This is a genomic window from Psychromonas sp., from assembly GCF_983033635.1.
Window position 1 is genome coordinate 25813 of sequence record NZ_CEZLMY010000020.1, and the last position, 13790, is coordinate 39602.

10 protein-coding genes are annotated in these 13790 nt (G+C 41.8%); 6 read left to right on the forward strand and 4 right to left on the reverse strand.

Annotation, left to right across the window (positions count from 1 at the left end):
- Window positions 1-315: hypothetical protein (locus AC4GME_RS04610; protein WP_490377197.1), on the forward strand; the 315-nt coding region annotated here is incomplete at its 5' end.
- A gap of 265 nt (window positions 316-580) precedes the next feature.
- Here AC4GME_RS04610 and AC4GME_RS04615 read toward each other — a convergent pair.
- The 4 genes from AC4GME_RS04615 to AC4GME_RS04630 form a co-directional block, all read right to left on the reverse strand.
- Window positions 581-796, reverse strand: coding sequence for a hypothetical protein (locus tag AC4GME_RS04615; protein WP_490379068.1), 216 nt, complete (start codon window positions 794-796; stop codon window positions 581-583).
- 147 nt (window positions 797-943) lie between these two features.
- Window positions 944-3997, reverse strand: a complete 3054-nt coding sequence (locus tag AC4GME_RS04620; protein WP_490379069.1) for an efflux RND transporter permease subunit — start codon at window positions 3995-3997, stop codon at window positions 944-946.
- Window positions 3998-4038: 41 nt separating this feature from the next.
- The gene (locus tag AC4GME_RS04625; protein WP_490379070.1) at window positions 4039-5130 is read right to left on the reverse strand and encodes an efflux RND transporter periplasmic adaptor subunit; all 1092 of its coding nucleotides are present in this window, start codon (window positions 5128-5130) and stop codon (window positions 4039-4041) included.
- Window positions 5131-5228: 98 nt separating this feature from the next.
- Window positions 5229-6548 carry a MipA/OmpV family protein gene (locus AC4GME_RS04630; RefSeq protein ID WP_490379071.1) on the reverse strand — a complete coding sequence of 440 codons (1320 nt, stop codon included), beginning with the start codon at window positions 6546-6548 and terminating at the stop codon, window positions 5229-5231.
- A 216-nt stretch (window positions 6549-6764) separates the two neighbouring features.
- Here AC4GME_RS04630 and AC4GME_RS04635 point away from each other — a divergent pair, with 216 nt between their 5' ends.
- From AC4GME_RS04635 to AC4GME_RS04655, 5 genes are all read left to right on the forward strand, one after another.
- The gene (locus AC4GME_RS04635; protein WP_490379072.1) at window positions 6765-8558 is read left to right on the forward strand and encodes an assimilatory sulfite reductase (NADPH) flavoprotein subunit; all 1794 of its coding nucleotides are present in this window, start codon (window positions 6765-6767) and stop codon (window positions 8556-8558) included.
- The gene (gene cysI, locus AC4GME_RS04640; protein ID WP_490379073.1) at window positions 8558-10258 is read left to right on the forward strand and encodes an assimilatory sulfite reductase (NADPH) hemoprotein subunit; all 1701 of its coding nucleotides are present in this window, start codon (window positions 8558-8560) and stop codon (window positions 10256-10258) included. The genes AC4GME_RS04635 and cysI overlap by 1 nt, the downstream gene beginning before the upstream one ends.
- Window positions 10251-11015 (forward strand): phosphoadenylyl-sulfate reductase, encoded by a 765-nt coding sequence (locus AC4GME_RS04645; RefSeq protein WP_490378558.1) that lies wholly within the window; start codon window positions 10251-10253, stop codon window positions 11013-11015. The genes cysI and AC4GME_RS04645 overlap by 8 nt, the downstream gene beginning before the upstream one ends.
- 145 nt (window positions 11016-11160) lie before the next feature.
- Window positions 11161-11781, forward strand: a complete 621-nt coding sequence (locus AC4GME_RS04650) for a tetratricopeptide repeat protein (RefSeq protein ID WP_490378559.1) — start codon at window positions 11161-11163, stop codon at window positions 11779-11781.
- A 534-nt stretch (window positions 11782-12315) separates the two neighbouring features.
- Window positions 12316-13059 (forward strand): oligogalacturonate-specific porin KdgM family protein, encoded by a 744-nt coding sequence (locus AC4GME_RS04655; RefSeq protein WP_490379074.1) that lies wholly within the window; start codon window positions 12316-12318, stop codon window positions 13057-13059.
- Window positions 13060-13790 lie beyond the last annotated feature (731 nt).

Sequence of the window (13790 nt, forward strand, 5' to 3'; positions counted from 1 at the left end):
ACAGGAACTGATACAGGAACCGATACAGGAACTGATACAGGAACTGATACAGGAACTGATACAGGAACTGGCACAGGAACTACAGCCGCTTGTGGCGTTAACGTTACATATTCAGGTGTGACAACTTCAATGTGCTTTAATAACTACCCAAATGATGCCTGTCAACTTGTTGAAGAAAGCTACCAAGATATGGGCTACAGCGGCAGTACAACAGTTTACCCGTCATGTCCGTCTAGCTACGGCAGCTGTATTGTTGACATGCAAGGTGGAAGCGGAGATTATTCATCATTAGGTGCAAACTGCGTTTCATATTAACTTTTCAGGGCGGAGTTTAACTCCGCCTCTATTAGCTTTATAAGCGCCTATAAAATATGAGCGGCATGGAGAAGCATCACCACACTCCATTGATAAAAAGGCACGTACAAAACCAATTGTACGTGCCTTTTCTTTATATATTGTTAAAAAACTAGCGCTTTGTTTTTAAGCCAGCGCCTTATACAAGATTGAATAGAAAACAGGGATTATGATTAACGTTAGAATGGTTGCAAAACCCAGCCCCGCCATAACGCAATCGACATATTCATACATAACGGATCTCTTCGATCAACACAATCGTATGTTTAATCAATACCCCCACTAAACTCAACCCGCCAAGGAGAGCCATAAAATCAAAGACACCACCCGTGGCTAACAAACCAGCAATGATACCAATAATGTCCATCGGCACCACCAGCCAAATAATCAATGGTTGACGAATACGATCAAACAGTAAAATAGAGGCGATACTCATTAACACAAAATCAACCAGCCAATGCAGAAAAGATCTCGTTCACACGCCCACGAGGAGCCTAAGTGAGGAAAGTTATACAATAAAAAAGGCGCGTACAAAACCAATTGTACGTGCCTTTTCTTTATATAATGTTAAAAAACTAGCGCTTTATTTTTAAGCTAGCACCCTATACTGCGCCTTATACAAAATTGAATATAAAACAGGGATTATGATTAAGGTTAGAATGGTTGCAAAACCCAGTCCCGCCATAATCGCAATCGACATATTCATAAAGAACACATCCGCTAATAGTGGAATCAAGCCTAAAATAGTAGTTGATGCCGCCATTAACACGGGACGCATACGCGCCACGGATGACTCTACAATTGCCTGGAAGAGCTCTTTGCCCTGCTCTTTCTGCAAATCTATCTCTTCAATCAGCACTATCGCGTTTTTGATCAATAACCCCACTAAACTCAAACCACCAAGCAATGCCATAAAGTCAAAGGCTCCGCCCGTAGCGAGCAAACCAGCAGTAATACCAATAATCGCCATCGGCACTACCATCCAGATAATCAGTGGTTGACGAATGCGCCCAAACAGTAAAATAGAGGCGATAATCATTAACACAAAACCACCCGGCAAAGCGGCAAATAGAGGCTCTGAAGCATTAACACCATCTTCATATTCCCCCCCCCACTCCAGCATATAACCTGATGGTAACGGCATCGCTTCAATTTGCGTCCGTAAACGATTAAACAGCGGTGATGCTAACGGACCAATCGGGTTAGCCGATGCAATAATAGTATGAGCGCGGTTTCGATTGCGGATAATATTATTCTCCCAAATCGTTTCAATGTCAGTTATCACTTGCCCTGCCGGAATCGAGCGATCCAGTACCGGGCTATATACCTGAATATCCTGCAATTTAGCCACATCATCCCGTTCATTTTCAGGTGCGCGCAGTACAATATCTAATAAACGGTTACCGTCACGATAAGTACCAACACTACCGCCCACCGATGAGCGTTTAAGTGCGTCGGTTAACTCTGCTCGGGTAATACCAAGCTGTCTGCCAACTTGCTCGTTAAAAATAGGACGGATAACTTTCACCGGCTGACGCCAGTCATCACGAATATCACGCGCTTCACTATCAGCAAACATAATGGCTTGTGCTTGCTCGGAGAGCTCACGTAATATCTTTGGATCAGGACCTGAGAAACGCGCTTCAATTTTAGAATCACGCCCCGGGCCGATACGCAGATTTTTTACTTTAGGCTCGGTATTAGGCAGCTCAACACGCATAAATTCGGCAACTTTTGCCTGCAGTGCTGCAATCTGCTTCCTATCTTCAACTTTGACGATGATTTGCGCATAGGCGTTGGTAGAGGATTCCGGTGTGTACACTAAGGTAAAGCGCATCGCGCCGCCACCGACCATAGTCGTGGTAGAAACCACTTCCTGCTGCTCTGATAAAAACTTTTCAACCTTCAGCGCATCATCACGGGTAGCACGAATATCTGTACCTTCCACTTCCCAAATATCCACAAAAAACATCGGCGTATTAGAATCGGGGAAAAAGCCCTGCTTAACATAACCAAAACCGATAATCGCAGAGATAAACAAAGCAACCACCAGCGAAACAGTCACCCAGCGGAAACGCAATGCGACTAACAGTAATTTTTTATAACTCTGAAATAACATACCGGCATAAGGATCACTCTCCTCCTGCCCTTCTACTTTTTTATCCGCCTTAATAAACATGGCGCAGAGTAAAGGCGTGGTTGTCACTGCAGTTATCCAAGAGAGACTTAAAGATATCAAGATAACCCAGAACAGACTGCCCGCAAACTCCCCTACCGCACTCACTGAAAATCCGATACCGGAGAAGGCAAGAATACCAATAATGGTACCACCCAATAATGCCCAGATAGTCTGACCAACAGCTTCACCAGCAGCTTTAACCGCATTCATACCGCCTTTAATGCGCACCAGCATGCCTTCCGCGACCACAATGGCATTATCTACCAGCATCCCCAAGGCGATAATCAAGGCGCCTAACGAGATACGTTGCAACTCCATACCGGCCATTTCCATAATCCACAGCGTACCTGCAACGGTAATCAGTAATACTGCACCAATAATTAACCCTACGCGCACTCCCATAAAAAACAGTAACACCACAACCACAATTACCAATGCCTGAATCACACTGATAATAAAGCCGTTAACCGAATTATCGACCTCTGTTGGCTGATCATAAATCGCCTCAATCTGCATACCTAGAGGGGTGACGGGCAGTAACTCCTGAAAACGTTGCTGCAGACGCTCGCCAACAGCTACTACATTAGTACCGGACTGCATAGAAACGCCTAACGTCAGTGCCGGTTTACCATTGCGGTAATAGAGCATCTTCGGCTCTTCATAATAGCGGCGCTCAATGGTGGCGATATCTTTTAAACGCACCAGCTGCTTACCGGTGCCTGCAATCAACACCTCTCCGATAGCCGTTACTGAATTAAATTCACCGGTGGGATGAATGCGGATATAGTCACTTTCAACGCGAATTTTACCCGCCTCCGAAGCGACATTTTGTGACTGCAGCACATTGGCTATCACTTGGGGATTAATGCCTAATTCCGCTATTTTAGAGCGGGACAAAAAGATATTAACTTGCTCAGCCTGCTCGCCACCAATAACAACCTTACGCACCCCATCAACCAGTACCAGCTGCTTTTTCAGCAGATCGGCAAAATCTTTAAGATCCCGATAGGTATACCCATCACCCGACAATGAAAGAAACAGCCCGTAAACATCGGCAAAATCATCATAAACAATGGTCGGCATTGCACCCGGTGGTAATTTACTCTGCATATCGGTTATTTTACGACGCACCTCATCATAGATACCCGGCATATCAGCTAATTTATATTTATCCTTAAACTCTATGGTCACCTCGGAATAGCCGGGGCGGTTGACCGTCATTTTCAGATCTTTTAACTGCTCTAACTGCTGCAAAGCATCTTCAACATGAAAGGTTACTTCCGACTCCACTTCACCTGCGGTTGCACCTGGATAGAGGGTGATCACTTTCGCTTCTTTAATGGTAAATGCGGGATCTTCTAATTTACCAATTTTATCGTAGGCGGTAATGCCACCACCGATTAAAATGATCACCACCAACCAGGTAACCACCTTATTTACCACTGAGTATTCTGCAATATTCATCTGTTTCTGCCTCTGCTGGCTAATTTTAATTGGGTGCTTATTTATGGTGCAGTTGCGGGATCTGCTTGCTCAACCTCTTTCATCAAGCTCACTTTGTCACCTTCACGCATAAAGGAGATGCCCGCTATCACCACGCGATCTCCGATCTCAACACCGTCAGTAACTTTTATATTACTGCCCTCCATGCTGCCCACCTTAACCACTTTAGCTTGCAGTGTGCTTAACTCGGGATCAACAACAAAAACAGTAGGCTTCATATCTGAAGCACCTTTTACTGCAGTGGTAGGCAAAAGGATGTACTCACTGATTAATGCAGATTTCAGTTCGATTTGCACATTCGCGGTCATGCCGGGTAATAACATCAACTGTTCAGGTTGGTCCATCACAAAAGTAGCTTCAAACGTTTGCGTCTGTTGATCCGCTTTCGTTGCAATCTCTTTTAACGTTAGTGGAAAGCGTTGCCCAGATGAATCGGCAAACGAGGCAAACGCCTTGAGCTTGTCTTTTGACTCTCTGCCCAGACGCATTATTCCCTCAGGCACTGCAATTTTAACTTCAACTTGAGAGACATCACTGAGATTAAAAACCTCCTGTTTTGCCTGCACCTCTTCAAAATTATCAATATAACGTTTAGCAATAACACCAGCAAATGAGGCAACTAGCTTAGTGTATTTCAGATCTTGTTGTGCCTGGTTGAGATTGGATTTTGCGGTGCTAAAATCAGCTTCTAATTTGTCAAACTGAGTACGGGAGATATAACCATCATCGATCAGCTCTTTACCCCGCGTATAATCCGCCTTAGCCTTGTTGTAACTTGCTTTACGTTTATTTAAGATGATTTGATAATCAGTGGGATCAAGTTCAGCAAGCAAGTCGCCTTTTTCAACACTCTGCCCCTCTTTTACGTGGATTTTCATCAGTTTACCCGACACTCGAAATGAAACTTGTGCGCGCTGCACCGCGTCCACCCGCCCGGGGAAATTACGGTCACTGCCAAGCTGTTCATCATGGATAAGTACGGTTTTAACCGGCCTGATAACAGGCGCTTTAACAACTTCTTTCTCTTTACCACAGCCCCATAGAGTAGTGGTGGCCAACGTGAGTAACGCTATTTTATAAACTAAACAGTTCATCAGATGCTCCATTGTTAAAAATTTGTAATATTTATCAAGAATAGACTGTATTACCCTGATAAAGAAGTTATTTCTAAAAAATAAAAAATTTAAATCAGCTAAAAGTGCCACTGCAGATAAACAGTATTGTAGTTACTGCCGCCTTTAATTCGGCCGAACATTGAACTGCTTTCAAAAATAGCTGAACGGTGGTGAATGGAGTAACCTAACCACAGTTTGTCTAATGAGTTGCTGCGAAAAACATCGCCAAGATTTAGATCTAAAGAAAAATCTAAATAATTAAGCAGATTACTGCCGTTATAACCTTTTTCGTCCATCTCACTTTGTTCTATATAAGTAAGACTGGAAACATACGACAAACCTTCAGCAAAACCAAAACGCCAGCGTGCCGGCCAAGTAAAAGTATAATAGGCTTTGATCGCCAGTACATATTCAGTGATTGGATCTTGAACTTCAGACTCTAAATGGTAAGCAAACCCTGGTGTTAAAAATAGCTCAATCGGCAGGCTAAACAAACTTTCAGTTAACGGCATACCATAAAAGAGTGATGTTAGACGGTTATTGTATGGATCTTTTTCAGTATCACCGTGGATGATATCGCCAATATTTGAAGGCGTAGCCCAACCAAAGGCCCAGCGAATATAATGGTTATCAGGTAAGGTTAGCGGTTGTGGATTTTTTTTATCGTTAAAGAAACCAACCCCTAAGTAATATTCGCCCTGTGTTGGTGAGTCAATTAACGGACTATGGTAGGTGTTACTGCCCAAACGGGTTAACTTAGCTTCCCCCAGTAAATATAGATTGCTGTACAGATGGTAGCGTAGCTCTGCGCCCACTTTAAGATCATAGTCACTGCCGATATCATCGACACCTAAGCCATAATAAATATTATTAAATTCGCTACTTTTATAACGAAAGGTACTGGTCAGATCAATATCAAAATCTTTATAATCAATCGCATAACGTAAATTCAGATTGCCATAACTGTGCCCGTCAGAATCACTCATCAACTCAAGCTGCAGTGGAAAATTGGCTTTAAAGAGATATTCAAATTGCAGGCCAAGATCAATATTTGTGCCTTGAAACTGGTTTTGGTATTCGACAGGAATATCGAAATAACGATAACGCCCTAACACACTTAGATTATAATTCTGTTGTTGAAAAAAACGCAGGCCACCATACTCACCCCTTAAAAAAAGATGATCTCCCTCATAATACATTTTAGGAACAAAATCGTTGACCGTTTGTTCGGAAGTGGCAAAAGGAATATGCGCACTGCGAACCCCCACAGCAATCCCCCATTCATAAACAGGTAGCGGCTCAGGGGATTCATCCAGAAAAAGGGTAGTATCAAGCGTCTGTTCTTTTGCTGGTAAGACACAAGAAAAAAACAGCAGAAGTAGTAACAGGTTTCTCATCTAAGACCCTTTTAACAATTAGTATGCCTTACAAGTGGTTTGGTTATAAAGATAGCACTATAGAGTGACTCTGATATTCGAATAATCAAAACAACGTGTATAAAACTGCAATGGTAATTCCATTTTGTTATAAAAAATTCATTTCTATTATTACCTTGTAATATCAACTGCGCGTAATATTAATGCCATCTTTATGTAATAGTGGAAAATAGCGTCATGGCACTAAACAATCTCTCGGCTTTAACCTCGCCTTTATCTGAGTTGCAGCTATCTCAACTGCAGCAAGCAATGACAGGTTTAACCCCAGTTCAAACAGCGTGGGTCAGCGGTTATTTAGCAGGCCTAAGCCAACAACCCGTTGCAGCACAAACAGCAGTGAGCTCAGGCCAAAGTCTGACCATTTTATTCGCTTCACAAACAGGTAACAGCAAAGGTGTTGCGCAGCAGCTAGCAGAGCAAGCAACCGCTAAGGGGATAGCTAATACCTTAGTTTCAATGGCTGATTACAAAGTTAAGAGCATCAAAGATGAAAGCCATCTAATTATCGTTGCCAGTACCAATGGCGACGGCGATCCGCCTGATGATGCAATCGACCTGCATCAGTTCTTGGCAACTAAAAAAGCACCTAAATTAGATAATCTTAAATTTGCTGTTTTAGGCTTAGGTGATTCAAGTTATGAATTCTTCTGTCAAACAGGCAAAGACTTTGAACAACGCATTAGTGCATTGGGCGCAACCGCAATTGTTGAGCGTTTAGATGCGGATGTTGATTATGAGCAGGTAACGCAGGCCTGGTTTGATCAGGCACTGGCGAAAGTTAAACAAACACTGGAAAAAGGTGGCACTGTAGCGGCTCCTGTTGCTCTGTCAGCAGGCGCAGCGGCTGCTAACAAATACGATAAGCATAATCCGTTCAGTGCAAGTTTATTAGTAAGCCAAAAAATCACCGGAGACAAATCAGCAAAAGATGTCTCTCATATAGAAATTGATTTAGAAGGTTCAGATCTGCACTACACGGCTGGAGATGCATTGGGTGTATGGTTTAAAAACGATGAGATTTTAGTTGAGCAGTTAATCGCCAAGCTTGGCCTTGATGCTGAAAAACAAGTGATGGTTGAAGATAGAAACGTAACACTTAAAAAAGCATTAACGGAAGATTATGAATTAACAGGTACACACCCGGCATTTATCGAAGGTTATGCAAAGCTAACCAATAATGCTGAGTTATTAAAACTAGCGATCGATAAAAATGCATTGCGTGATTTCGCGAATAATCATCAGATTATTGATGTAGTAGCAGAGCAAGGCAATGAAGCGATCACTGCCGAGAACTTTGTCGCGTTATTGCGCCATATAAGCCCGCGTTTATATTCAATTGCTTCAAGCCAAACAGAAGTAGATGCAGAAGTTCACTTAACAGTGGGCGCAGTAAGCTTTAAAAATGCAGACGGTGAAACACGACACGGTGCAGCTTCCACTTTCTTATCTCATCGTTTAGAGGAGGGTGATCAAGTTAAAGTGTTTATCGAAGATAACCATAACTTCCGTTTACCAACTAATCCGGACACTGCAGTTATTATGGTTGGTCCAGGTACTGGTATTGCGCCTTTCCGTGCCTTTATGCAGGAGCGTGATGCGACAGATGCAACGGGTAAAAACTGGTTACTGTTTGGCGACCAGACCTTTAATGAAGATTTCTTATACCAAACTGAATGGCAGGCACACCTGAAATCAGGTTTATTAAACAAGCTGGATTTAGCTTTCTCACGCGACCAGGCAGAGAAAATATATGTGCAGGATCGCCTGAGAGAAAATGCAGCCGATATTTACCAGTGGTTACAAGATGGTGCGCACTTCTATGTATGCGGTGATGCTAACCGCATGGCTAAAGATGTGCAGCAGGCATTAATCGACATTATCAGCGAACAAGGCAATAAAAGCTTAGATGACGCTGAACAATATTTAACAGAATTACGTAAAGCAAAACGTTACCAGAGGGATGTTTACTAATGAGCCAGAAATTACACGATAACGAACGCATTAAAATTGAAAGTAACTTTCTTCGAGGTAAATTAGTTGAAGGTCTTAATGACAATACAACCGGTTCATTTCCACCTGACGAAGTTCAGTTAGTGAAATTTCACGGTTTATATCAACAAGATGATCGTGACCGTCGCAGCGAGCGTAAAAAACAGAAGTTAGAGCCTTTATACTCATTTTTATTACGTGCCCGTCTACCGGGCGGTGTAGTAACACCAGAGCAATGGTTAGAGATTGACCGTATCGCATCCGAGTTAACCGATGCGGGCAGTATTCGCATTACCACGCGTCAAACTTTCCAATACCACGGTATCTTTAAGCGTAACCTTAAGTCTGTATTCCAAGAGCTTAAGTTTAAAGCTGATATTGATTCTATTTTCACGGCAGGTGACGTAAACCGTAATACGATTTGTACATCAAACCCGGAGCAATCTGAGTTGCATACGCAAGTGTATGAACTTTCTAAAAAAATCAGTGAACACTTTTTACCGAAAAGTAACGCCTATGCGGAAATTTGGTTAGATGGCGAAAAAGTATTAGATACGGAAGAAGAGCCGATTTACCACAATATATTCTTACCGCGTAAGTTTAAAATTGCGGTGGCATTACCGCCATACAATGACGTAGATATTCACGCTAATGATCTGAACTTCATTGCCATCATTGAAGGTAAGGGTGAAGATAGTAAAATCATCGGTTACAACGTTGTCGTAGGTGCGGGTCTAGGTATGACTCACGGTGATAAAACCACCTTCCCTCGTTTAGGTGATGACTTTGGTTTTATTCCTGCAGATAAAGTAATGGAGGTTGCAGAAGCTGTGGTAACCACTCAACGAGATCTGGGTGGCCGTGTCAGTCGTTCTCATGCCCGTACTAAATACACATTAGAAACACACGGTGTTGAAACTTTTAAAAATGAAGTTGAGAAACGTTCAGGTGTGATATTTGCGGAGCCTGGTGCTTACGAATTTACAGAGCGCGGCGACCGTATCGGTTGGGTTAAAGGTATTGATAACAGATGGCACCTAACGGTATTTATTGAAAATGGCCGTATTCTTGATTTTGATGGTAAACCACTTAAATCAGGTTTAGTGAAAATTGCTAAAGTACACCAAGGTACTTTCCGCATGACAGCAAACCAAAACTTAATTATTGCCAGTGTACCTGAAGCTGAGAAAGACAATATTGAAGCCTTAGCTCGTGAATGTGGTTTGATTGATGATGGTACAACTGATCAACGTAAATACTCAATGGCTTGTGTTGCACTGCCGACCTGTCCGTTAGCGATGGCAGAAGCTGAGCGTTATCTGCCGGGGTTGACCGATGACGTTGAAGCTTTATTAGCGAAACATGGCATTGCTAAAGATAAAATTATCTTACGTATCACTGGTTGTCCAAATGGTTGCGGCCGTTCAATGCTGGCTGAAATAGGTTTAATCGGTAAAGCACCTGGTCGTTATAACCTGTACTTAGGGGGCAATACAAACGGCACTCGTTTACCTAAAATGTACCAGGAGAACATAGATGAAGCCACTATTGTGGAAACATTAGATAACTTAATCGGCCGCTGGGCGATTGAACGTAACCAAGATGAATGTTTTGGTGATTTTACAATCCGCGCCGGTATTGTGCCAGAAGTGATTATTGCTTCTAAGGATTTTCATGACTAAACAACTGGATCTTGAACAGCTATTAACCTTAGATAAAGCACAGCAAAAACAAGCTTTAGCAGAAGTTAATAGCCTGCTTGAAAAGAAAACGGCAAAACAACGTGTGCAGTGGGCAATTGAAAATCTGGAAAGTGAATTTGTTTTATCTTCAAGTTTTGGTATTCAAGCTGCGGTATGTTTACATCTGATTACGCAGGTAAAAGCAGATACGCCCATTATCTTAACGGATACTGGTTATCTGTTTCCTGAAACCTATCAGTTTATTGATGATTTGACGGGGCAGCTTAATTTAAACCTTAAAATTTATAGTGCTCAGCATAGCAGTGCATGGCAAGAAGCTCGTTACGGTAAATTATGGGATCAAGGAGTTGACGGTTTAAAGCAGTACAACTTAATCAATAAAGTTGAACCAATGAAACGCGCGCTTAAAGAGTTAAACGCAAAAACCTGGTTCTCGGGTTTGCGTCGCTCGCAAGCATCAAGTCGTGGTGAGTTACCTGTATTAAGCATCCAAAACGGCTGCTTTAAGTTTTTGCCGATTATAGATTGGAGTAATAAAGAGGTTTTTTATTACCTCAAAGACAATGGCCTTGAATACCACCCTCTTTGGGAGCAAGGTTACGTTTCAGTGGGCGATGTGCAAACATCTCGTCCGCTTGAAGCCGGCATGAGCGAAGAAGAAACTCGTTTCTTTGGCCTCAAACGAGAATGTGGTTTACATGAAGATGATGCAGAAGAGCAAGGCAGCGGTATTTAAACGCTCCTTGTAAATTCGATATCCAGAAAAAAGAGCCTTCGTTTTACGAGGGCTTTTTTATTTGCAGAAAATGAATGATACTGGTTAAGAATTATCAGCCATTGCCGATAAATATTAATAGAACCCAATCAAAGGTATGGACGCCATGAAGCAGTCGTTTTTTTTATTATTGTTATTTACATTTTCTCAATACGCTAATGCATCCTATTCTGATTATGAAGTGGTACAACTTTATTCCCAGGATGAACTCAACAAATTAGTCAATCTTAATCAACATCTACAGCGCGTAAAAGCCGATGAGTGCCAATTAGTGGAAGACATTAAAGCGCATGCACTGAAAATCAAAGAGCCTGCATACACCTATTTATGGGGCGATATGCTCGCTTGGGGGGTTTGTGTTGAGCGTAATGCCAGACTTGGAATGTATTACATCAAATTATCAGCCAAACAGGGGTTATTACCTGCGATTGAACAATTAGGCCGCTACTATGAAAAAGGGATTTTAGTTGAAAGCAATAAAGAGCGTGCAATTATCTATTACCGGGAAGCGGCCCTGCAAGGCTTTTTAAATGCACAGCTAAATTATGTGCGTCTGTTAATTGCTGGTTACGGAAGCCCCGTTGATTATGAAGATGCGTACCACGTTTTATTTCTTAGCATTATAGATGATCAAAAAATCAAACAAAAAGTGCAACAGCTGCTTTCTCAATTAGCAGAGAAAATGCCAGAGCATGTTGTAGCACGCGCACGTAAAGAGGTAATTTAATCCCTTTACATAGAAATTCTTTCTAAATACAAAAACAAACTGCAATCCAACCCAACACAAAGCGTGACACAGGTCACGCTTTCAAATGTTAAATCCAGCGAACTTTATCCAAGTTCTGTTGCCGCCTTTACGGCAACAGAACTGTTGTTTATCTATTCTTTATGGCAAATCAGCCAACTTCTATAAATCCAATATCGAGCACAAGTCATTGCCTTTAACTGCAGGAGCCGCTTATACAAAACAACGGGCTTTCAAGCTAAAGCAAACTGCAACTGTATATCTTTGATTAATTAAATATATCCCCATATCAACGAACGTTTTTCCGACAATACAATGGCCTTGATTACTTACAATAAATATTATAATTTTGACATATACCGGTATAGAACTTACCGGTGGATGCTTGATTAATACTCTTCCTAATAGAAGAGCTTCATGGAATTGAAACATCAATTAACAGCACCTCGCTAACATGGAGTAAGTGAAATTTATTAATAGGAATTTCTAATCTTTATTAAACAAGGCACTAAAACTATGAAAAAAATAACTCTATCACTCGCTTGTTCTTCTCTTCTTCTTACCCCACTTGCATTTGCAGAGTCTGACGCAGGTTCTATTGAAAATGAAGCAACAGGCTCTTCTTATGTAACTGGTAATGTACAGATGCATGACCGTAAAGATTTTAACGGCTCTGATGTTACCTCTACGATTGAAGCCGGCCATACATTTACAACTGGTACTACACTTCTTGTCGAGTTTGATGGAATTCAGCTTGGAAGCACTGATTATGGAACGGACGGGGCAGACTCAAGCGCTTCTGCTTACACGACACTGGGTATTGAACAGGCATTTAATTTATCAGATAACCTATGGGTTGCGGCTGGTTACCATCACTTGTTGCATGACGGAGAAGCTTTCCAATATCGCCCATTAGTTAAAATAGGTTATAACTTTGATAATGGTATTTCTATCTCTAACCGTACTCGTATGCAGATTGCGGAAGAAGATACTGGCAGCACTACAAACGACCAGGTACGTTTTGACAACAATATCGCGTACACATTTTCTGATGTTCCTGTAGCGGTTAAATATAACAACGTTTATTACATTAATGATTCATCTGCAAAAGACAACTCAATGGAGCATGAGTTCCGTGCAACATGGGCTCGTAATGGCGTTCAACCGTATGTAGAGTACCGTAACCAGGAAGACGCAGCAAAAACCAACCCGGGTCACGATAACAACGTATTCGTATTAGGTGCTTCTTACAGCTTCTAATAATTAGTTAAGCAACTGTATAAGCTAGTTAACTGACAATTAACAAACCTCAAATATGAAAATATTCGGGGTTTTTTTATGCCTGGCCCGCAACAGTTATATTAGCGTTTATGCATATAATAACTTACATTAGCTTTTACGATGACAATATATCGAATGCTCCGTTTATAGGCCTCTAGTTCGTCTATAACAACAAAACCACTACATCCCACTATTTTGAACAGAAGCTGTCAGAGTCAATTTATGGCGCTTTCAGAATAACTGAATTCTTCTTTATTATTAATCACACCGAAAGAGCATTAAGATTATCAGCAGGTAATAGCGATGCCGACTGTACGGAAGTAATAATTGTGTTGAGAATGCGCTTTTGGTAAATACAGGTATAAAAAGAGATCCTAAGCGAGCGATTTCACCACTAGTTTCCACGCTCTGAGTGGGAATTCAGACCGGTAGCAGTGGCATAAAACATAAAACTATGCGTTACCACGCAGAGCATGGGAACGAGGTAATTATTACTCGATGATTTACGCTCCAACACCAGCACCTACCTTGTTTACTGGCATAGCGCCACCTTCACGGATAAAGCCGATAGCTCGAAAGCTGATAGCCGACAACTTCTATCCTTGTGGCCTTTGAGCCTTCCCGGCTTTTAACTTTTCCATTTCCTGCAGGCATAAAAAAAGAGAGCCTAAGCTCTCTTTTTTGCGTTGTTCAATCTAAGAGTAATTATT